The 19912-nt window shown below is 65.2% G+C and carries 19 protein-coding genes and 1 riboswitch; of the genes, 15 read left to right on the top strand and 4 right to left on the bottom strand.

The features are described 5' to 3' along the window. The 11 genes from ACKUUH_RS08405 to ACKUUH_RS08355 all read left to right on the top strand — a co-directional run. On the top strand, positions 1-1340 hold a 1340-nt coding region (locus ACKUUH_RS08405), incomplete at its 5' end, for a cytochrome c oxidase subunit 1 (RefSeq protein ID WP_407949445.1). A 98-nt stretch (positions 1341-1438) separates the two neighbouring features. Then, positions 1439-2401, top strand: coding sequence for a heme o synthase (locus tag ACKUUH_RS08400; protein ID WP_407949444.1), 963 nt, complete (start codon positions 1439-1441; stop codon positions 2399-2401). A 6-nt stretch (positions 2402-2407) separates the two neighbouring features. Continuing rightward, positions 2408-2593, top strand: a complete 186-nt coding sequence (locus ACKUUH_RS08395) for a hypothetical protein (RefSeq protein WP_322313810.1) — start codon at positions 2408-2410, stop codon at positions 2591-2593. A 113-nt stretch (positions 2594-2706) separates the two neighbouring features. Further along, on the top strand, positions 2707-3540 hold the full coding sequence (locus ACKUUH_RS08390; RefSeq protein WP_407949443.1) for a cytochrome c oxidase subunit 3: 834 nt from the start codon (positions 2707-2709) through the stop codon (positions 3538-3540). Positions 3541-3621: 81 nt separating this feature from the next. Continuing rightward, the gene (locus tag ACKUUH_RS08385; RefSeq protein WP_407949442.1) at positions 3622-3996 is read left to right on the top strand and encodes a DUF983 domain-containing protein; all 375 of its coding nucleotides are present in this window, start codon (positions 3622-3624) and stop codon (positions 3994-3996) included. Beyond that, on the top strand, positions 3993-4757 hold the full coding sequence (locus ACKUUH_RS08380; protein ID WP_407949441.1) for an SURF1 family protein: 765 nt from the start codon (positions 3993-3995) through the stop codon (positions 4755-4757). The genes ACKUUH_RS08385 and ACKUUH_RS08380 overlap by 4 nt, the downstream gene beginning before the upstream one ends. Further along, the gene (locus ACKUUH_RS08375) at positions 4754-6262 is read left to right on the top strand and encodes a carboxypeptidase M32 (protein ID WP_407949440.1); all 1509 of its coding nucleotides are present in this window, start codon (positions 4754-4756) and stop codon (positions 6260-6262) included. The genes ACKUUH_RS08380 and ACKUUH_RS08375 overlap by 4 nt, the downstream gene beginning before the upstream one ends. A gap of 120 nt (positions 6263-6382) precedes the next feature. Further along, the gene (gene thrC, locus ACKUUH_RS08370; protein ID WP_407949439.1) at positions 6383-7786 is read left to right on the top strand and encodes a threonine synthase; all 1404 of its coding nucleotides are present in this window, start codon (positions 6383-6385) and stop codon (positions 7784-7786) included. Between the two features lie 54 nt (positions 7787-7840). Further along, positions 7841-9115, top strand: a complete 1275-nt coding sequence (locus tag ACKUUH_RS08365; RefSeq protein WP_407949438.1) for a M16 family metallopeptidase — start codon at positions 7841-7843, stop codon at positions 9113-9115. Between the two features lie 73 nt (positions 9116-9188). Further along, positions 9189-9776 carry a GNAT family N-acetyltransferase gene (locus tag ACKUUH_RS08360; protein WP_407949437.1) on the top strand — a complete coding sequence of 196 codons (588 nt, stop codon included), beginning with the start codon at positions 9189-9191 and terminating at the stop codon, positions 9774-9776. 45 nt (positions 9777-9821) lie between these two features. Next, a complete protein-coding gene (locus ACKUUH_RS08355; protein WP_407949436.1) occupies positions 9822-12779 on the top strand; it encodes an EAL domain-containing protein in 2958 nt (985 codons plus the stop codon). Between the two features lie 26 nt (positions 12780-12805). On the opposite strand, the gene ACKUUH_RS08350 is transcribed toward ACKUUH_RS08355, so the two are convergent. Further along, positions 12806-13417 carry a YqgE/AlgH family protein gene (locus ACKUUH_RS08350; RefSeq protein ID WP_407949435.1) on the bottom strand — a complete coding sequence of 204 codons (612 nt, stop codon included), beginning with the start codon at positions 13415-13417 and terminating at the stop codon, positions 12806-12808. 204 nt (positions 13418-13621) lie between these two features. Here ACKUUH_RS08350 and ACKUUH_RS08345 point away from each other — a divergent pair, with 204 nt between their 5' ends. Together ACKUUH_RS08345 and ACKUUH_RS08340 are read left to right on the top strand one after the other, a co-directional pair. Further along, positions 13622-14464, top strand: coding sequence for a protein-disulfide reductase DsbD domain-containing protein (locus ACKUUH_RS08345; protein ID WP_407949434.1), 843 nt, complete (start codon positions 13622-13624; stop codon positions 14462-14464). Positions 14465-14558: 94 nt separating this feature from the next. After that, positions 14559-15047 carry a peroxiredoxin gene (locus ACKUUH_RS08340; RefSeq protein ID WP_407949432.1) on the top strand — a complete coding sequence of 163 codons (489 nt, stop codon included), beginning with the start codon at positions 14559-14561 and terminating at the stop codon, positions 15045-15047. Between the two features lie 46 nt (positions 15048-15093). Here ACKUUH_RS08340 and rnhA read toward each other — a convergent pair whose 3' ends face one another. Genes rnhA through ispH form a run of 3 tightly spaced genes read right to left on the bottom strand, consistent with a single transcriptional unit; the run spans position 15094 to position 17472 of the window. Then, complete coding sequence (gene rnhA, locus ACKUUH_RS08335) at positions 15094-15543, bottom strand: ribonuclease HI (RefSeq protein ID WP_407949431.1); 450 nt, start codon at positions 15541-15543, stop codon at positions 15094-15096. Then, positions 15540-16505, bottom strand: a complete 966-nt coding sequence (locus ACKUUH_RS08330; protein ID WP_407949430.1) for a homoserine kinase — start codon at positions 16503-16505, stop codon at positions 15540-15542. Before ACKUUH_RS08330 ends, rnhA begins: the two co-directional genes overlap by 4 nt. A 10-nt stretch (positions 16506-16515) precedes the next feature. Next, positions 16516-17472: a 4-hydroxy-3-methylbut-2-enyl diphosphate reductase gene (gene ispH, locus ACKUUH_RS08325; RefSeq protein ID WP_407949429.1), complete on the bottom strand. Its 957-nt coding sequence runs from the start codon at positions 17470-17472 to the stop codon at positions 16516-16518. Positions 17473-17816: 344 nt separating this feature from the next. Between ispH and ACKUUH_RS08320 the strand changes: the two genes are divergently transcribed. Then, entirely contained in the window at positions 17817-18368 is a 552-nt protein-coding gene (locus ACKUUH_RS08320) for a hypothetical protein (protein WP_407949428.1), read from the top strand. A gap of 96 nt (positions 18369-18464) precedes the next feature. Further along, positions 18465-18568: riboswitch (glycine riboswitch) on the top strand. Positions 18569-18763: 195 nt separating this feature from the next. Next, positions 18764-19900 carry a glycine cleavage system aminomethyltransferase GcvT gene (gene gcvT / locus ACKUUH_RS08315; RefSeq protein WP_407949427.1) on the top strand — a complete coding sequence of 379 codons (1137 nt, stop codon included), beginning with the start codon at positions 18764-18766 and terminating at the stop codon, positions 19898-19900. The last annotated feature ends 12 nt before the right edge of the window (positions 19901-19912 follow it).

Raw genomic sequence — 19912 nt, 5'->3', positions numbered from 1 at the left:
CGGCCATGATCGGCGGCTTCGGCAACTGGTTCGTGCCGCTGATGATCGGCGCGCCCGACATGGCCTTCCCGCGCATGAACAACATCTCGTTCTGGCTGCTGCCACCCGCGCTCGGCCTGCTCGTGATTTCGATGTTCGTGCCCGGCGCCCCCGGCGGCACCGGCGCCTCCGGCGGCTGGACGGTCTATCCGCCGCTGTCGACCACGGGCGCACCCGGACCGGCGATGGACTTCGCGATCCTCTCGCTCCATATCGCGGGCGCTTCGTCGATCCTCGGCTCGATCAACTTCATCACCACGATCTTCAACATGCGCGCGCCGGGCATGACGCTGCACAAGATGCCGCTCTTCGTCTGGTCGGTTCTGGTGACGGTCTTCCTGCTGCTGCTCTCGCTGCCGGTTCTCGCCGGCGGCATCACGATGCTGCTCACCGACCGTAACTTCGGCACCACCTTCTTCACGGCTGAAGGCGGCGGCGACCCGATCCTGTTCCAGCATCTCTTCTGGTTCTTCGGCCACCCGGAAGTCTACATTCTCATTCTTCCCGGCTTCGGCATCATCAGCCAGATCATCTCGACCTTCTCGCGCAAGCCCGTCTTCGGCTATCTCGGCATGGCCTATGCCATGGTCGCGATCGGCTTCGTCGGCTTCATCGTGTGGGCGCACCACATGTACACGGTCGGCATGTCGGTCAACACGCAGGCCTACTTCACTGCGGCCACCATGGTCATCGCCGTTCCCACCGGCATCAAGATCTTCTCCTGGATCGCGACGATGTGGGGCGGTTCGATCCAGTTCCGCACGCCGATGGTCTGGGCGATCGGCTTCATCTTCCTCTTCACCGTCGGCGGCGTGACGGGCGTGGTGCTTGCCAATGCCGGCGTCGACCGTGCCCTGCACGACACTTATTACGTGGTGGCGCATTTCCACTACGTGCTGTCGCTCGGCGCCGTCTTCGCGATCTTCGCGGGCTGGTACTACTGGTTCCCGAAGATCAGCGGCTACATGTACTCCGAGTTCTGGGGCAAGCTGCACTTCTGGGTCACGTTCGTCGGTGTGAACCTGGTCTTCTTCCCGCAGCACTTCCTCGGTCTGCAGGGCATGCCGCGCCGCTATTCCGACTACCCGGATGCGTTCGCCTACTGGAACTACATCTCGTCGATCGGTTCCTACATCTCGGCCTTCGGCGTGGTGATCTTCCTGATCGGCGTTGTGCTGGCATTCGCCCGCAAGGAGAAGGCCGCGAACAATCCCTGGGGCGAGGGCGCGACGACGCTCGAATGGACGCTTTCCTCGCCGCCGCCGTTCCACCAGTTCTCGGAACTGCCGCGGATCAAGTAATAGCCGCTCCGGCCGGGGACGACCCGGCCGGAGCACCGTTTCCGGCGAGGCTTTGACGCGCTTCGCGACGGCACACAACAAAGAGACCAGACGAGTTCATGCCGGATACCGCGATCAGCAGCGAACGTGCGAGAGCATTGCCCGATGGCGGCATGGGGACGGCGCGTGACTTTTTCGAGCTGCTGAAGCCGCGCGTCATGTCGCTCGTGATCTTCACGGCGCTTGTCGGGATCGCGGTTGCGCCCGGCGGCATTCATCCCGTGATCGGGTTTACGGCGCTGCTCTGCATCGCAGTGGGCGCGGGAGCGTCCGGCGCGCTGAACATGTGGTACGACGCCGATATCGACGCGCGCATGGCGCGGACGGAAAATCGTCCGATCCCTTCGGGCCGCGTGACGCCAGGCGAGGCGGCAGGTTTCGGCGCAATCCTTTCCGTCTTCTCCGTGATGACGATGGGTGTGCTGGTGAACTGGGTGGCGGCCGCGCTTCTCGCCTTCACGATCTTCTTCTATGTCGCGATCTACACGATGTGGCTGAAGCGGCGCACGCCGCAGAACATCGTGATCGGCGGCGCCGCGGGCGCCTTCCCGCCCATGATCGGCTGGGCCGCCGTGACGGGCAGCGTGTCGCTCGAAAGCGCCGCACTCTTCCTCATCATCTTCATGTGGACGCCGCCGCATTTCTGGGCGCTCGCGCTCTGCCGCAGCGGCGACTACGAGAAGGCCGGCGTGCCGATGCTCCCCGTGGTCGCGGGCGAGAAGAAGACGCGCGGCCAGATCATGCTTTATTCGCTGGCACTCGTGCCGGTGACGCTGCTGCCCGGGCTCATGGGGTTCGCGGGCGCGCTTTATATGGGGGCGACGGCGGCGCTGGGCCTTGGGTTCCTGTGGCTCGCCTTCGGCCTCTGGCGCACGCGCGCCGGCGCGGCACAGGAAAAGGCGGCGATGCGCCTTTTCGGATATTCGATTGTCTACCTGTTCCTCATTTTCTCGCTTCTCCTGATCGAGAAGATGACCGGCCTGGGCGCGCTCCCCGCGAGCGCCCTCCTGCCGGCGATGTGAGGCGGCATGGACGAAGAAAAGGACGAAGGCGAGCGTCACAAGATCGGCGCTCCGCACTGGACGGAAGAACAGATCAAGCGCCGGCGGCAGCGTAACCTCGCCATCGCCTGGGCGCTGGCGGGCTTCATCGTTCTGTTCTTCGTGGTGACGATCGTGAAGCTGGGGGGCAACCTGGCGAACCGGCCGATTTGACGCCGGGCGCGACGAGGCCTCGAAATGGACTATGATTTCCGGCATGTGCCGGAGCAGAATTTGGTCGATCGCGCTGCCCGGAAGGGAGCGCGCTGAAGCGGAGAAGAGGGGACATGGCTGACGCCCACGCCAAACATCACGACTATCATCTCGTAGATCCGAGCCCCTGGCCGATCATCGGTTCGATCGGCGCGTTCGTGCTCGCGATCGGCGCCATCAACTGGATGCACGGCTCCGCGCCGTGGATCATGCTGGGCGGTTTCGCCATCGTGTTCTACACGATGTTCGGCTGGTGGCGCGACGTGATCCGCGAGGCGCACAAGGGCGACCATACGCCCGTCGTACAGCTTCACCTGCGCTACGGCATGCTGCTGTTCATCGCTTCCGAAGTGATGTTCTTCGTTGCCTGGTTCTGGGCCTTCTTCGATGCGAGCCTTTTCGCCGGCGAGGTGAAGCAGGCTGCGCGCGTCGCCTTCACCGGCGGTCACTGGCCGCCCCAGGGCGTCGAAGTGTTCGATCCGTGGCACCTGCCGCTCTTCAACACGATCATCCTGCTGACCTCGGGCACGACGGTGACCTGGGCGCATCACGCGCTGCAGCATGGCGACCGCAAGGGCCTCGTGCAGGGTCTCACGCTGACGGTGGTGCTCGGCGCCTTCTTCACCTGCGTGCAGGCCTATGAGTATGCCCATGCGGCCTTCTCCTTCGGCGGCAGCATCTATGGCGCGACCTTCTTCATGGCGACCGGCTTCCACGGTTTCCACGTGCTTGTCGGCACGATCTTCCTGATCGTCTGCCTGCTGCGCGCGATCAAGGGCGACTTCACGCCGAAGCAGCATTTCGGCTTCGAGGCGGCGGCCTGGTACTGGCACTTCGTCGACGTGGTCTGGCTGTTCTTGTTCTTCGCGATCTACATCTGGGGATCGGCGGGCGCGACCTATCACTGAGGCCTCTCGGCCTAAACATGACGCAAGGCGGGGGCGGGCGCGGAATGCGTCCGCCCCTCCTGTTTTCAGGGAAAGCAATCCATGACGGAAAATCCCGGCACTGCGCCGTCCTCCCTCGAAGTGGGCCTCAAGGGCTGCTGCCCGCGCTGCGGCAAGGGCAAGCTCTACAAGGGCTTTCTTGACCTCGCACCGAAATGCGACGTCTGTGGGCTCGACTACTCCTTCGCGGATGCGGGCGACGGGCCGGCTGTCTTCATCATGATGATCGCGGGCTTCATTGTCGTCGGGCTCGTGCTCTGGGTGGAGTTCACCTGGTCGCCGCCCTATTGGGTTCACGCGGTTTTGTGGATTCCGCTGACGCTGGCGCTCACCATCGGCCTCATTCGTCCGTTGAAGGGATGGCTGGTGGCGCAGCAATACCGCCACCGGGCCGAGGAGGGCCGTCTCGAGAAATGAGTTTGCGCAACAATTACTTCTCCCGGCGCTTCTTCCGGCCGCTGCTCTGGCCGACGCTCATGACGCTCGCGGCGCTGCCTGTGCTGATCGGGCTTGGGCTCTGGCAGGTCGAGCGGCTCGCCTGGAAGGAAGCGTTGCTCGCGCGGATCGAGATGCGGCTCCATGAAGCGCCTGTGGCGCTGCCGCGACCCGAGGCATGGAAAACGCTCGATGCGGAAGCGGAGAAATTTCGCCGCGTGACGCTGACGGGGCGCTTCCTCGACGCGGAGTTCCATCACTTCACGCAAGATGCGGGCGGCGCGGCGGGCTACAGCGTGCTGAGCCCCTTCGAGGTGGAGGAGGGCGCGGTGGTGTTCGTCGATCGCGGCTTCGTGCCTTTGCCGCTGAAGGACGCGCATGGGACCGTGCCCGAAGGCGAGGTGACGTTCACCGGCGTCATGCGCGAGCCGCAGGCGCGCAGTTCGTTCGACGGGCAGGACGACCCGGTGAAAAATATCTGGATGGTGCGCGATCCCGAGACGATGGCGCTGGCGGGGGGCGCAACGCTCGAAGGGGTGACGATCGCGCCTTTCATCGTCGAGGCGGAGACGGGCAGTTTCGCCGGGGAATGGCCGCAGCCGAAGGGCGCGCGCATCGACATACCGAACAATCATCTCGACTATGCGCTCACCTGGTTCGGCCTCGCGGCCGTGCTTGCGGGCGTCTACATTGCCTATCACAAGGCGAACGGGCGGATCGGACGGGAACGGACAAAGGCATGAGCGAGCGCAATTCGACGGCGGCATACGCGGCATTGAAGGACCGCTTCGAGCGGCTCGCCGCGCTGTCGGGCGCGCAGGCGGTGTTGCATTGGGACCGCGCGACCATGATGCCGGAAGGCGGCGCTGCCGCGCGCGCCGAGCAGCAGGCAATCCTCTCGCTCATCGCGCATGAAACGCTGACGGCGCCGGAGGTTGCCGGCCTGATCGATGAGGCGCGCGAGGCGGACGGGCTCGATCCCTGGGACCGCGCGAACCTGCAGGAGATGGCGCGCGTCCATGCCCATGCGACGGCGACACCTGCCTCGCTCGTCACGCGGCTGTCGCGGCAGAAATCAGCGACCGAAATGGTCTGGCGCAAGGCGCGGGCCGCGAACGATTATGCGAGCCTCGCGCCCGAACTCGACAAGCTGATCGCACTGGTGCGCGAGCAGGCCGCCGCGAAGGCAGAGGCGCTGGGGCTCGATCCCTATGACGCGCTGCTCGACGGCTACGATCCGGGCCGCCGCTCGGCCGATATCGACGTGCTCTTCGCCGAGCTCGAAAGCTTCCTGCCGGCGCTTCTGCGGGAGGTGATGGAGCATCAGGCGCGCGGCCCCGCATCGCTTCCCATCGAGGGCCCTTTTCCCATCGCGTTGCAGGAAAAGATCGGCCGCGAGGTGATGGACTTGATCGGCTTCGACTTCGCGCATGGCCGCCTCGATGTGAGCCACCATCCCTTCACCGGCGGCGTGCCGGACGACAGCCGCATCACCACGCGCTACGACGAGGCGGATTTCACCGAAAGCCTGATGGCGGTGATCCACGAGACGGGGCACTCGCTTTATGAGCGCGGCCTGCCCGGCGCGTGGCGGAGCCAGCCGGTCGGGCGCGCGCGCGGCATGACCATCCATGAGAGCCAGTCGCTGCTCTTCGAGATGCAGGCGGCACGGACGGAGAGCTTCATCCGCTTTCTCGCGCCGCGCCTGAAAGCGGGTTTCGGCGGCGAGGGGCCGGCCTGGGAACCTGAAAACGTGCTTCGCCACTATCGCCGCGTCGCGCCGGGCTTCATCCGCGTGCAGGCCGACGAGGTGAGCTATCCGCTGCATGTGATGCTGCGCTATGGGCTGGAACGCGCGATGATCGCGGGCGAATTGACGGCGAAGGATCTGCCCGCCGCCTGGAACGAAGGCATGGAGCGGATGCTCGGCATCGTGCCGCCGGACGATGCGACGGGCTGCATGCAGGACATTCACTGGCCGTCCGGTTCCTTCGGCTACTTTCCGACCTACACGCTGGGCGCGCTGGCGGCCGCGCAACTCTTCGCCGCGGCAAAGCGGACGCATGACGGGATCGAGGCGGCGCTGGGGCAGGGCGATTTCGCGCCGCTACTCGGCTTCGTGCGGACCCGTGTGCATGGCAAGGGAGCCAGCCGGACGCCCGACGAGATCGTCTCCGAGGCGACCGGCGAGCCGCTGGGCACGGCGGCCTTCAAGGCGCATATCGAGGCGCGCTACCTCGGTAAGTAATTGAAATAAAAGACATTTGGGGCGCGGCAGGATGCCGATTGCCTCCCGCGGCGCCCGGGGCTAGGTTACCCCCGACCGCAGCCGCCCTGTTTCCGGCAGCCGGCTATCCTGGAGATTATGGTGAAATACGTCAGCACGCGGGGCCGCGCCCCGGAGCTTGAATTCGAGGACGCTTTGCTCACGGGCCTGGCGCGCGACGGTGGACTTTACGTGCCCGCCGTCTGGCCGCACTGGAGCAAGGACGAGATCGCGAGCCTCGCCGGTCTCTCTTATGAGGAGACGGCTTTCCGCGTCATGCGGCCTTATATCGGCGCGTCGATCACGGATGCGGACCTCCGCGCGATGATCGAAGGCGCCTATTCGGGCTTCCGCCACGAAGCGGTTGTGCCGCTGCGGCAAATGGCGGCGAATGACTGGCTGCTCGAACTCTTCCACGGGCCCACGCTCGCCTTCAAGGACGTGGCGATGCAGATTCTCGCGCGCCTCTTCGATCATGTGCTGGCGGCGAAGGGCCGGCGCATCACGGTGGTGGGCGCGACCTCGGGCGACACGGGCTCGGCCGCGATCGAGGCCTTCCGGGGCCGCGACACGACGGACATTTTCATCCTGCATCCCAAGGGCCGCGTCTCCGAGGTGCAGCGCCGCCAGATGACGACGGTGCTGGATGCCAATGTCCACAACATCGCCGTCGAAGGCTCCTTCGACGATTGCCAGGCGCTGGTGAAGGCGATGTTCAACGACCACGCCTTCCGCGACGAGGTGAGCCTTGCGGGTGTGAACTCGATCAACTGGGGCCGCGTGATGGCCCAGATCGTCTATTTCTTCACGAGCGCGGTGGCGCTGGGCGCCCCGCACAGGCCGGTCTCCTTCTCGGTGCCGACGGGCAATTTCGGCGATATTTTCGCAGGCTACGCCGCCGCGAAGATGGGGCTTCCAGTGGACAGGCTCATCATCGCCACCAATGTGAACGACATTCTCGCGCGCACGCTGGAGACGGGGCGCTACGAGGTCGGCAAGGTCGTGCCGACGATCAGCCCCAGCATGGATATCCAGGTTTCCTCCAACTTCGAGCGCCTGCTTTTCGACGCTTACGGGAATGATGGCGAGACGGTGACGCGGGCGATGCAGAGCCTCAGCCAGTCCGGCGCCTTCGAGGTGGAGAAGGCCGCGATGGACGCGATCCGCGAGTGCTTCGGCGCCGTGCGCGTCGACGAGACGGAAACGGCGGAGACGATAAGGCGGACGCTGGCGGAGACGGAAGAACTCGTCGATCCGCATTCGGCGGTCGGTCTTGCCGCCGCGGCAAGGCTGCGGGGCGACGCCTCCGTGCCGATGGTGACGCTGGCGACGGCGCATCCGGCGAAGTTCCCCGACGCGGTGAAAAAGGCGACGGGCATCCATCCCGACTTGCCGCCCGCGATGGCGGATTTGTTCCAGCGGGAAGAGCGGCTTGCCGCGCTGCCGAACGATCTGGGCAGCGTCGAAGCCTTTATCCGCGAACGCGCGCGGTCCGTGACCGTTTGAGGCCGCCGCCTGAATTGTCTGTTTGTGAGTATGCGTTGAAGAAGGAGTGTGCCCATGTCCGTTGAAGTGACCCGCCTCGAAAACGGCCTCACCGTCGTGACCGACAGCATGCCTCATCTCCAGACGACCTCGGTGGGCGTGTGGGTGAACACTGGCGCGCGCCACGAATCCGCGCGCGAGCATGGCGTGTCGCACATGCTGGAGCACATGGCCTTCAAGGGAACGGAGCGCCGCTCTGCGCTCGCCATCGCCGAGGAAATCGAGACGGTGGGCGGGCACCTCAACGCTCACACGACGCATGAGGCAACCGCCTATTACGCGCGGGTCCTGCGCGAGGACCTGCCGCTCGCGGTCGATATCCTCGCCGACATCCTGCAGAACTCGGTCTTCGACCCGCAAGAGGTTGAGCGCGAGCGCGGCGTCATCATTTCCGAGATCGGCCAGGCCCACGACACGCCGGACGATGTGGTCTTCGACGATCTGCTGGAGGCGGCCTTTCCCGGCCAGCCGCTCGGCCGCTCGATCCTCGGCACGGTGGACACGGTGTCGGGCTTCGGCCGCGACGACCTGCACGGCTATATGGGCGAGCGCTATCTCGCGCCCGGCATGGTGCTCGCGGCGGCAGGCGGACTGGACCATGAGACGCTGGTGCGTCTTGCGAGCGAACGCTTCACCGCGCTGCCGCAGCACAAGAGCAACGGCGCGGCGAGAGCGGCCTTCGAGGGCGGCGAAATCCGCAAGGAGCGCGACCTCGAACAGACGCATCTGGCGCTGGCCTTCGAGGGACCAACCTACTCCGATCCGGACTATTATACGGCGCAGGTCTTCTCGGGCGTGCTTGGCGGGGGCATGTCCTCGCGCCTGTTCCAGGAGGTGCGCGAAAAGCGCGGCCTGTGCTACTCGGTCTTCGCCTTCTCCTGGTCCTTCGCGGATACGGGCGTCTTCGGGGTCTATGCGGGCACCGCGCCGGAGCATGTGGCGGAGCTGATGCCCGTGCTGTCGGGTGAGCTTGGCCGCATCGGCATCGATGTGAGCGAGGCGGAAGTGGCCCGCGCCCGTGCACAGATCAAGGCGGGGCTGATGATGGGTCTCGAGAGTTCCTCCTCGCGCGCCGAACAGATCGCCCGGCAATACATGATCCATGGCCGGGTGCTGCCGATCGACGAACTGGTCGAAAAGGTCGACACGGTTGATGCCGCGGCGGTGCGCCGCTTCGCCGACCGGTTGCTCGGCGGCAAGCGTCTCGCACTTTCCGCCATCGGCCCGCTCAAGGGGGCAGGCGGAGGACTTGAATCCTACGACCGTCTCGCGGCAAGATTCGCCAACTAGGAGCCGCCGCCGGCGGTTCCGCAGGAGGGGGGCGCCTCGGGGGCGGCCCGTCGCAGACGAGGGCGTGTCGCCGATGGCATTTCTCCGCTCGATATCGAGACCAGACGTCGCGCCGATGGTGCTCGGCAATGGCGTCTATCTGCGGAACCCGCAGCTCTCCGACCACGAGGCCTGGGCGGAACTGCGGGACAAGAGCCGCGCCTTCCTGACGCCCTGGGAACCGATATGGTCGGCCGACGATCTGACACGGGCGGCCTTCCGCCGGCGCCTGCGCCGCTACCAGCGGGAAGTCCGCGAGGACCACGCCTATCCCTTCTTCATCTTTCGTGAGGAAGATCATGTTTTGCTCGGTGGCTGTACGATTTCCGGCGTGCAGCGGGGCGTGCAGCAAAGTTGTATGCTTGGTTATTGGGCGGGCGAGCGCCATGCCGGACGCGGCTATGTTACCGAGGCCGTGCGGGCGCTCATCCCGTTCGTGTTCGAGGAGTTGAAGTTGCACAGGTTGCAGGCCGCCTGCCTGCCGGAGAACGAGCGCTCGCGCGCGGTGCTCCGCAAATGCGGCTTCACCGAGGAAGGCATCGCGAGGGGCTATCTGCGGATCAATGGCGCCTGGCGGGATCATGTTGTTTTCGCCATTCTGCGCGACGATCCGCGCAGGTAAGAGTTCAAGAGGAGCGATCCAGGGATGCGGCGAGGGGGCCAGATGATGGCGCGCATGAGGCGCGCGCCCGCCGCGCTTGCGCTGGCGCTCGGACTGGCTTTGACGCCGGCCGCCGCGAAGGCGCTGGATGCGGTCGCGATGGACGACGCTCATCCCGTCGTGGACCTCACGCCTTTCGTTCACAGCTATCCCGCTTCCGGCACGAAACTCACCATCGAACCGCCCGCAAATGGGGGCGGCGAGGTTGCGGTCGAACCGCTGCCCGAAGATGAGGCGGCGCCCGAGGAGATGGGCGAGAGCGAACTCGACGACGGCTCCATCGTGCTCTGGAGCGGCGAGGGAGAAGAGACAGGCACCTGGCGCGTTTTCGCCCTCCGGAACCGCAGCGAGGAACAGGTGACGCGGCTCATCGTCGCCGACCGGCGGGGCGAGGGGCTTGGCGCTTTCTTCTGGCCGCAGCCCCATGTCGAGATCGGCCGCGCCGTGACGGCGGGCGGCGAGGACCCGGCACTCTCCACACTCAACGACTGGCCGGGCTTTGCGGTCTATGCGCTTGCCGGCGATCCGCAGACGAGCATCGCCGTGGCGCTTCACGCAGACAGCGATACGCAATCCGGTATCTATCTCTGGCACGAAGAGGCCTGGGCGCGCTTCACGCAGCGCCTCGCGCTTATCGAGGGCGGCATGCTTGCCGTCATCGCGGCCTTCGCCGTCTATATGGCCGCGCTCGGCATCCTGACCCGCGTGGCGGCCGCGCAGGCGACGGCGGCCCTGCTCGGCGCGGGCTTTCTCGTTCTCCTCGGCGAGTTCGGCTATCTCGCCTCGATCCTGTCGCTCGGCCCTCGGGGGGACCTTGTCGTGCGGACCGTCGCGCTGACGCTCTTCGCCTCCGCCGTTTTCATGCTGGAGCGGTTCTTCCTCGACAGCGAACGCCATTCCGCATCCCTTGCCCGCGCGACGCGGATGCTCGGTTACGTCGTGCTGGCAGGCATCCCGCTCGCCTTCATCAGCGTTTCGGCCGCGGCGCTCTTCGTGCGCGTCTTCCTTGCGGTCGCGCTTCTCGGCGGTGCGCCGCTTGTCGTCATGGCGGCCTTGCGCGGCGTGCGCCCGGCGCAGCTTCTGATCCCCGGCGCCGCGCTTTTCGGGCTTGCGGGGCTTCTCGGCACCCTTCACGCCATGGGCTGGGCGGGAAGCACCTTTGCCGGTACGGCCCTCACCGGGGGTGTCTTCACGACGGCGCTCACGCTCTTTGCTTTCGCCGCCGCCTATCACGCGCAAGGCGGCCGCCGCCGTGCCGACATCGGTACGTTGAGGAGCGAACAGCGCCATGCCTTCGCGCTCACTGGCGCGCGCATGGGCGTCTGGGACTGGGATATCGCGAACGACAGGCTCTATGTGTCGCCCTCCGTGGAGGCGATGCTCGGTCTCGACGCCGGAACGCTCGACGGTAACGAGCTTGCGTGGCGCGAGCACATGCATCCCGCCGACCGCGAAACCTATCGCACCGCGCTCAACGCCTATATCGGCCGCGGCAATGTTTCCTTCTCGCTCGAATTCCGCATGCGGCACTCGGACGGCGTCTTCCGCTGGGTCGCGCTTTCGGCGAGCTGCGTTGCGGGGCCGGAGAATTTCGCGACGCGCTGCATCGGGACGGTGCGGGACGTTTCGGCGCAGAAGCTCTCCGAAGAGAGGCTGATGCATGACAGCGTGCATGACAGCCTGACGGGACTGCCGAACCGCGCCCTATTCATGGACCGCATGTCGCGCGCGATCCGCCGCCGGGGATTGCTCGAACGGCCGCGTGCCGCGCTTTTGATGATCGACCTCGACCGCTTCAAGATCGTGAACGACAGCATCGGCCATTCGGGCGGCGACGCGCTGCTGATCGCGATTGCGCGGCGTCTTGAATCGCTCGTCACCCAGGACGACACGGTGGCGCGGATCGGCGGCGACGCCTTTGCCGTGCTGCTGACGGTGCGGACGGCGCGCGAGGATGCGGTGGCCTTTGCCGAACAGGCGAGCGAGTTCCTGCGTCAGCCGATCGAAGTCGCCGGACACGAAATCTACCCGACTTGTTCCGTGGGTGTCGCGATCTGCGAGGACGCACATGAGCATCCCGAAGAACTGCTGACGGAAGCCGAAATCGCGATGTACCACGCCAAGCGCACCGGCAAGGCGCGGATCGAACTTTTCGAACCGGGCATGCGGGTGGAGGCGGATGACAGCCTGACGCTGGAAACCGATCTCCGCCATGCGATAGAACGCAAGGAACTCGAAGTCTATTACCAGCCGATCATGTCGCTGACCGACGGTTCGGTGCGCGGCTTCGAGGCGCTGATCCGCTGGAACCATCCGAAGGACGGCTTGCTCACGCCCGATAATTTCGTGCCGCTGGCTGAGGAACTCGGCGTCATCACCGAGATCGGCCGCTTTGCATTGCGGGCGGCGAGCGAGGAACTCGCGACCTGGCAGAAGCTCTTCCCGATGGAGCGCGCGCTCACCGTGAGCGTCAACGTATCGAGCCGCCAGCTTCTCCGCCACGATCTCATCGACGATGTGAAGCGTGTGCTGAACCGCATCGACATCGAGCGCGGATCGCTGAAACTCGAAGTGACGGAATCGCTCGTCATGGAGAACCCGGAATTCGCGGCGAATATGCTTGGCCGCCTGAAGGCGCTTGGCGCCGGTCTCTCGCTCGACGATTTCGGCACCGGCTATTCGAGCCTGAGCTACCTGCAGCGTTTTCCCTTCGATACGCTGAAGGTCGACCGCTCCTTCGTCGCAGGCATGTCGGCGGATCGCGAAACGCCGCTCATCATCCGCTCCATGGTGTCGCTCGCGCACGACCTCGGCATGGAAGTCGTGGCGGAAGGAACGGAAAGCGAAACGCAGGCTGCCGATCTCGCGGCGATGGGCTGCGACTACGGCCAGGGCTATTATTTCGGCCAGCCCATGCGCGCCGCCGAGGCGCTGGACTTCATCGCGCACTACTGGAACAGATAGGGCGTCACCTCCGGACAATGTTCGAGTCAGGCGTGGCCGGCCTCGCCCGAGAGCAGCGAGAGGTTGATGCCGAGCTTCGCGAGCGCGGAATGATATTTCGCCTCGAGATTGAGCCCGAACAGAAGCTCCGGATCGGGATCGCAATGGAGCCAGCCATTCGCCTGGATCTCGGCGTCGAGCTGGCCGGGCGCCCAGCCCGCATAACCAAGCGCGAGCAGCGCGCGGCTTGGCCCGCATCCCGTTGCCATGGCGCGCAGGATATCGACGCTCGCGGTCAATCCGACATTCTCGTCGACGGGCAACGTCGATTCTTCCGAGAAGTAGTCCTGTGTGTGGAGCACGAAGCCGCGGCCCATCTCGACCGGGCCGCCCGCGAGCACTGGACAGGCTATCTCTTTCGGCAGGCGCGTGCCGGGAACCTGGATCGACAGCCGGTCGAGCAGGTCCGGGAAGGTGATGTTGTCGGCCGGCTTGTTCACGACGATGCCCATGGCGCCGTCGGGATTGTGGACGCACATATAAATGACCGTGCGGTCGAACCGGTCGTCGCCGATAGACGGCATCGCGATCAGCATCTTGCCCTCAAGAAAGCCGTCGTCCTCGGGGCGATAGCTCAGATCCGCCGACATAGGGCTCATGACAGAACTGCCTCCACGTCGATAGGGCACATGGCAGTGCACAACCTTCTGAAATCCTGCACTCTTGCGCGGCGGTTGTCACGTCTCGTTGCTATGCATTTGCGTCACAGCTATTTGTGCGGCGCGTGAATGCGCAGCGATGCTAGTTTTGCGCGAAGGCGGGCGAGCGGCGCGACGGCGCCGGATATAACGGGATGGAAATTCATGAGGACGGCACGCCGCTTAGGGTTTTTGCTTCTGGCGGGCATTGCGTGGCTTGCCGCCGCGCCGCTCGCAGCCGCGCCGGGCGAGGGCGTGCGGGGGCTCGAACTCCTTGCGGCGCAAGGCGAACATGACGGCGCCCCCTTTCTGGCGGGCATCGACCTGCGCCTCGCTGAGGGCTGGAAAACCTATTGGAAGAAACCAGGCGATTCGGGCATTCCGCCCGTCTTCGACTGGTCGGCCTCCGAAAACGTCGCCGGCGTCGAACTGCGCTGGCCGGCGCCCGAACGCTTCGATGCGCCGGGCGACATCACCTATGGCTATGAGGGGGGCGTGGTCTGGCCGCTGCGCGTGGTGCCGGAGGACGCATCGCGCGCCGTGACGCTGCGCCTTTCGATGTTCTACGGCATCTGCTCCGATATCTGCGTGCCGCGCGAGGCAAATCTCGAACTGACGGTGCCGCGCGAGGCAAATCTCGAACTGACGGTGCCGCCCGGGGCGGAGATCGAGGATAGTCCCGTGGCATCGCGTCTCCGCGCCGCGCTCGGCCGCATACCCGTGCCGCCGGCCGATCCCGGCATGCTCGATATCCGCTGGCGCGAGGCCTCGGCGCCGGCGCTCGAAGTGAGCCTGTCGGGCTGCGGAAAGGGCTGCACGCCGCCCATGCTCATTGTGGATGGGCCGAAGAACATCTGGTTCGGTACGCCGCGCGTGAAACGGGACGGCGATGTCGTGCGTTACGTCATGGAGGTGGAGGTGTTGTCGCCCGCCATGCTGGAGGGCGTGGAACTGGATTTCATCCTGTCGGGCCCCGATACCGCCTATGTGATCCGCAAGACAATGTGACCCGCGCCGGACTGGCAAGGGAAGGCATTTAAGGCTTTAATGCCGCCAACATCGCGCGCCGCGGCGGCGCGCCGCAGATCAGGAGGAAGCTCATATGGCCATCAAGGTGGGTGACAGGATTCCCGAAGCGACCCTTATGAAGATGACGGACAAGGGCCCCGCGCCGGTGAAGACCGGCGAGCTCTTCAAGGGCCGCAAGGTGGTGGTGTTCGCGCTGCCGGGCGCCTTCACGCCGACCTGCTCGAACCAGCACCTGCCGGGCTTCATCAAGTCCTCGGGCGACATCAAGGGCAAGGGCGTGGACGAAATCGTCTGCCTGTCGGTCAACGATGCCTTCGTCATGGACGCCTGGGGCAAGCAGCAGGGCGCGGGCAGCGACGTGACGATGCTCGGCGACGGCAATGGCGACTTCACGAAGGCGCTCGGCCTCGACTTCGACGGTTCGGGCTTCGGCATGGGCACGCGGTCGCTGCGCTATTCGATGCTTGTCGACGACGGCGTGGTGAAGAGCCTCAACAAGGAGCCGAACCCCGGCGAGGCGAAGGTCTCCGGCGCCGAGACGATGCTGCAGCAGTTGAGCTGAGCGGCGGCGCATGAATGCAGAAAGGCCCCGCTCCGGCGGGGCCTTTTCATTTCAGCTTCGAGAGATAGGGCGCCATGCCCTGACGCGCGAGGGCGTCGGCGCGGTCGTTTTCCGGATGATCGGAATGGCCCTTCACCCAGTGCCACGACACATCATGCCGCTCGATCGCGGTTTCGAGGCGCTGCCAGAGTTCGGCATTCTTGACCGGCTTCTTCTGGGCGTTCTTCCAGCCATTTTTTTTCCAGCCGTGAATCCACTTGGTGATGCCGTCCTTCACATAGGTGGAATCGGTGTGGACGCGCACCCTCACGCCGCGATTCAAAGATTCAAGGCCCTGGATCGCGGCCATGAGTTCCATGCGGTTGTTGGTGGTCGCGGGCTCGCCGCCGCAGAGTTCCTTCTCATTGCCCTTGTAGAGCATGAGCACGCCCCAACCGCCCGGCCCCGGATTGCCGGAGCAGGCACCGTCCGTATAGAGATCGACGGCATCGCTCATACGTCGAGCCCATAGCCAGCGGGCGAGGTGACGGTGCGGTGAAAGCGCAGCCGTGTGAGATATTCTCGCGGATTCTTGGGCTGCACGAAGGCTCCCGGTGGATGGTTGATCCAGTCATAGAGCCTTGTCAGCAGGAAGCGCATGGCCGAACCCCGCGCGAGAAGGGGAAGCGATGCAAGCTCTTTCGCCTCCAGCGGGCGCACCTGCGTATAGGCTTGCAGAAGGCCCCGCGCCTTGGTGATGTTGAAGGAGCCGTCGCTCTCGAAGCACCAGGCATTGAGGCAGATCGCAAGATCGTAGGCGAAGGCATCGTTGCAGGCGAAATAGAAATCGATGAGGCCCGACAGCCGGTCGCCGATGAAGAAGACGTTGTCGGGAAAGAGATCCGCATGGATGACGCCGGACGGCAGGTCGCGCGGCCAGTCGCGCATCAAATCCGCAAGCTCCCGGTCGAGCTCCTGCGCGAGCCCCGGCATATAGCCGTCGATGCCCGCCCGGCATGAATCGAACAGCGGCCCCCAGCCATCGACATTGAGCGCGTTCGGGCGTTGGAGCCCGAAGTCCTCTCCGGCGAGGTGCATCTGCGCGAGCGCACGTCCGACCTCGACGCAATGGCGCGGCTGCGGCCGGCGCACATGCACGCCTTCGAGAAACCCGATGATGGCGGCGGGCCGCCCCGCCAGCTCTCCCAGCATCTCGCCCTTCAGGTTGCGGATCGGCGTCGGGCAATTGATGCCGTTCGCGGCGAGATGGTTCATCAGCCCCAGAAAGAAGGGGAGGTCGCTGGCCGCCACGCGTTTTTCATAGAGCGTCAGGAAATAGACGCCCTTGTCGGTGTGCAGCATGTAGTTGGAATTCTCGACGCCCTCGGCGATGCCCTTGTAGGAGAGTAGCCCGCCAATGTCGTAATTGGCGAGGAAGGCTTCGAGTTCCTCGTCTGGCACTTCGGTATAGACGGCCATCTTTCCCCCGTCAGACGGCGAGCGCGCGCGGCAGCTTGAACTGCACGGATTCGCGCCGGACGGACGTCGTTTCGACCGTCACGCTGAAATGTTGCCGGAATGCGTCGATCACTTCTTCCACGAGCACTTCCGGTGCGCTCGCGCCGGCGGTCAGGCCCACGGTTGCAGGTGTGCCGAGAGCCACCCAGTCGATGTCGCCCGCGCGCTGCACGAGCGCGGCATGGGGACAGCCCGCGCGCTCGGCGACTTCCACGAGGCGCATGGAGTTCGAGGAATTGGGCGCGCCGATGACGAGCATGGCATCGACATGCGGGGCGATGCTCTTCACCGCTTCCTGCCGGTTCGTCGTCGCGTAGCAGATGTCTTCCTTGCGCGGACCGGCAATCGAAGGAAAGCGGCGGCGAAGCGTTGCGACGATCTCCGCCGTGTCGTCGACCGAAAGCGTCGTCTGCGTCACGAAGGCGAGCTTGTCCGGGTCGGCCGGTGCGATGGCCTCTGCGTCGGCCAGGGTCTCGATGAGGCTCACGGCGCCCTCCGGCAGTTGCCCCATCGTGCCGATGACTTCCGGGTGTCCCGCATGGCCGATCAGCAGAATCTGGAGACCGCGATTGTGGAGCCGCTCGGCTTCCACATGTACCTTGGATACGAGAGGGCAGGTTGCGTCGAGATAGAAGAGTTCGCGGGATTGTGCCTCGGCAGGCACGGATTTCGGCACGCCATGAGCGGAGAAGATGACCTTCGCGCCCGCGGGCACCTCGTCGAGCTCCTCGACGAAGATCGCACCCTTGCGTTCGAGCTCCTCCACGACATAGCGATTGTGGACGATCTCGTGGCGGACATAGACGGGCGGGCCGTATTTCTCGATGGCGAGTTCGACGATCTGGATGGCGCGGTCGACCCCTGCGCAGAAGCCGCGCGGGCTCGCAAGGAGCAGCGTCAGAGGGGGCTTTGCGTGTGTCTCGCTCATATCGGTTCTCGGGGTGCCGTTCTCGGGGATTGCGCCTCGTGCCGCCCGCCGGGAGCCGGCTTCACGGCCCCCGCGGGCGCATTCGTCCGCCTTGTGACTCCGGGACCACTCCGATAGAGTTTGCGCGCTGCCGGGGCCGGTCCCGAGTCTCGACTAACCTTATGAAATGCAAGGCTTTCGAGACCGTTTATGGCGGTAATAGAGGGGGCCGCCAAGGGAAAGTCAAGAAAGCCCCTGCCACCCCGCTGCGCTAACAGACCGCCAACAGATCGAGTGAACCACAGATGCCGTTTTCGCCCGCGCCGAGCTGCCCGACGACTCTCGCTTCCCGCACTGGCCGGGCCATGCCCGTACTTGCCGTTCTCGCCGCGCTCGCCCTTGGCGGTTGCAGCTGGTTCGGCGGCGGTGGCGGCACCAAGACGGGCGGCACCACGCTTTACCCTTGTCCCGCCGTCGGCGTTCTCAACGAGACGGACCATGTGACCCTGCTTTCGGGTTCCGGCGCGGACCTGACCGATGTGGTCGCCAGGGCGGAGATCGGCAAGGTCGTATCGAAATGCGAATACGATATCGACGAGTCGACCATCACCGTCGACCTCGCCTTCGACGGCATTGCCGAAATCGGACCCGCCGCGCAGTCCCGCGAGCTGACCCTCAATACCTTCGTCGCCGTGACGCGCCGCTATAGCGCCTTCGACAAGAAGCAGGTCTATGAGGTGCCGGTGGTCTTCGAACCCGGGCAGCGGCAAGTACGATTCGTGAAAACGGTGGATGGTACGGTGCTGCCCTATGGCGGCCAGGCCGATGGCAGCATCTACCAGATTCTGGTGGGCTTCCAGCTGACGCCGGAACAGCTCGAATACAACCGCCGCGTTTCCTACAACCCGATCCGTTAAGCCCCGAAAACGGCGCTTTTTGGCGCCTTCCGCGGCGCCGGCTCGTGATGCCATTTGACTCTGGCGGGCCGGTCCATATGATCCGGAAACATACAGACGAACCCTGCGGGAGAGACCGGGACTGCATTATGTGCAGCACCCCGGCGCCGAAGGAGCAACCGCCCCGGAAACTCTCAGGCACAAAGGACCGCAGGGGGATGAATCTCTGGAAAGCAGGTCAGACGCGATAATCTGGCCTCACCGAAGGGCGTAAGCGGCGGGCCTCGTTTTGGTTCGACGCGAAATCTCTCAGGTTCAGCGACAGAGTGGGGCGCCGCAGGCGGAGCAATTCGCCGAGTGGCGGTCCATCTCGATTCGCATTTGTTTCCCCGAGCGGGGAAGAACCTGGAAGCCCAATGTCGGAACCCGCCGCCGGTCCCCTGAAGACGACGCCCCTTCACGCACTCCACGTCGAGCTCGGCGCGAAGATGGTGCCTTTCGCGGGCTATGACATGCCGGTGCAATATCCCTCCGGCGTACTGGCCGAACATCTGCATACCCGCGAGGCCGCCGGCCTCTTCGACGTGTCGCATATGGGCCAGGCCTGGCTCGAAGGTCCGGACCATGGCGCCGTTGCCGTCGCGCTCGAGGCGCTTGTGCCAGGCGACATCCGCGATCTCGCCCCCGGCGCGATCCGCTATACGCTTCTCCTGAACGGGAAGGGCGGCATTCTCGACGACCTCATGGTCACGCGGACGAAAAAGGACGGCGTTCTGTTTCTCGTCGTGAACGCGGCCTGCAAGGATGCCGACTTCGCCCACATCGAAAAACATCTGCCCGGCGGCATCGCGCTTCGCCGCATCGAGGATCGCGCGCTGATCGCGTTGCAGGGACCGAAGGCGGCCGAGGTCTTCGCGCGCATTGCGCCGGACGCCGCGGATCAGGCTTTCATGACCGGCAGGGAAATGAACGTCGCCGGCCTTCCCTGCATCGTCAGCCGCTCCGGCTACACGGGCGAGGACGGTTACGAGGTTTCCGTCGCCGACAAGGATGCGGTGGCGCTCACAAAAAAGCTTCTCGGCGAGGCGGAGGTGAAGCCCATCGGGCTTGGCGCGCGGGATTCGCTACGCCTCGAAGCCGGGCTCTGTCTCTATGGTCACGATATCGACGAGACGACGACGCCCGTCGAAGGCGCTCTCACCTGGACGATATCGAAGCGCCGCCGCGAGGAGGGAAACTTCCCCGGCGCGGAGATCATTCTGGACCAGATCGCGAATGGCGTATCGCGAAAGCGCGTGGGCCTGTTGCCGGAAGGAAAGGCGCCCGCCCGCGAAGGCACGGAGATTACCGACGCGTCGGGCAGGAAGATCGGCATTGTGACGAGCGGCGGCTATGGACCGAGCGTCGGCGGGCCGATCGCGATGGGCTATGTCGAGGCCGGATTTGCGAAGGTCGATACCGGCGTCGAACTGATGGTACGGGGGAAGGGGCGTCCGGCGAAGGTCGCGGCGATGCCCTTCGTGACGAAACGTTTTCACAAGCCGGGCAAATGAGGCCTTGCGGCT

Origin of the sequence: Parvibaculum sp. (assembly GCF_045863935.1) — a bacterium.
Taxonomy (GTDB): domain Bacteria; phylum Pseudomonadota; class Alphaproteobacteria; order Parvibaculales; family Parvibaculaceae; genus Parvibaculum.
Note: the sequence above shows the minus strand (reverse complement) of the source record. Positions and strands in the feature narration are given on the sequence as shown.

Bases quoted from the DNA above. Each gene is read 5' to 3' on its own strand.
- ACKUUH_RS08320 (WP_407949428.1), top strand. From the start codon at position 17,817: ATGCCCGTACTTGCCGTTCTCGCCGCGCTCGCCCTTGGCGGTTGCAGC.
- ACKUUH_RS08400 (WP_407949444.1), top strand. From the start codon at position 1,439: ATGCCGGATACCGCGATCAGCAGCGAACGTGCGAGAGCATTGCCCGAT.
- ACKUUH_RS08360 (WP_407949437.1), top strand. From the start codon at position 9,189: ATGGCATTTCTCCGCTCGATATCGAGACCAGACGTCGCGCCGATGGTG.
- ACKUUH_RS08385 (WP_407949442.1), top strand. From the start codon at position 3,622: ATGACGGAAAATCCCGGCACTGCGCCGTCCTCCCTCGAAGTGGGCCTC.
- ACKUUH_RS08365 (WP_407949438.1), top strand. From the start codon at position 7,841: ATGTCCGTTGAAGTGACCCGCCTCGAAAACGGCCTCACCGTCGTGACC.
- ACKUUH_RS08380 (WP_407949441.1), top strand. From the start codon at position 3,993: ATGAGTTTGCGCAACAATTACTTCTCCCGGCGCTTCTTCCGGCCGCTG.
- ACKUUH_RS08330 (WP_407949430.1), bottom strand. From the start codon at position 16,505: ATGGCCGTCTATACCGAAGTGCCAGACGAGGAACTCGAAGCCTTCCTC.
- ACKUUH_RS08355 (WP_407949436.1), top strand. From the start codon at position 9,822: ATGGCGCGCATGAGGCGCGCGCCCGCCGCGCTTGCGCTGGCGCTCGGA.
- rnhA (WP_407949431.1), bottom strand. From the start codon at position 15,543: ATGAGCGATGCCGTCGATCTCTATACGGACGGTGCCTGCTCCGGCAAT.
- ACKUUH_RS08390 (WP_407949443.1), top strand. From the start codon at position 2,707: ATGGCTGACGCCCACGCCAAACATCACGACTATCATCTCGTAGATCCG.
- ACKUUH_RS08395 (WP_322313810.1), top strand. From the start codon at position 2,408: ATGGACGAAGAAAAGGACGAAGGCGAGCGTCACAAGATCGGCGCTCCG.
- ACKUUH_RS08350 (WP_407949435.1), bottom strand. From the start codon at position 13,417: ATGAGCCCTATGTCGGCGGATCTGAGCTATCGCCCCGAGGACGACGGC.
- ACKUUH_RS08345 (WP_407949434.1), top strand. From the start codon at position 13,622: ATGAGGACGGCACGCCGCTTAGGGTTTTTGCTTCTGGCGGGCATTGCG.
- ACKUUH_RS08375 (WP_407949440.1), top strand. From the start codon at position 4,754: ATGAGCGAGCGCAATTCGACGGCGGCATACGCGGCATTGAAGGACCGC.
- ispH (WP_407949429.1), bottom strand. From the start codon at position 17,472: ATGAGCGAGACACACGCAAAGCCCCCTCTGACGCTGCTCCTTGCGAGC.
- gcvT (WP_407949427.1), top strand. From the start codon at position 18,764: ATGTCGGAACCCGCCGCCGGTCCCCTGAAGACGACGCCCCTTCACGCA.
- ACKUUH_RS08340 (WP_407949432.1), top strand. From the start codon at position 14,559: ATGGCCATCAAGGTGGGTGACAGGATTCCCGAAGCGACCCTTATGAAG.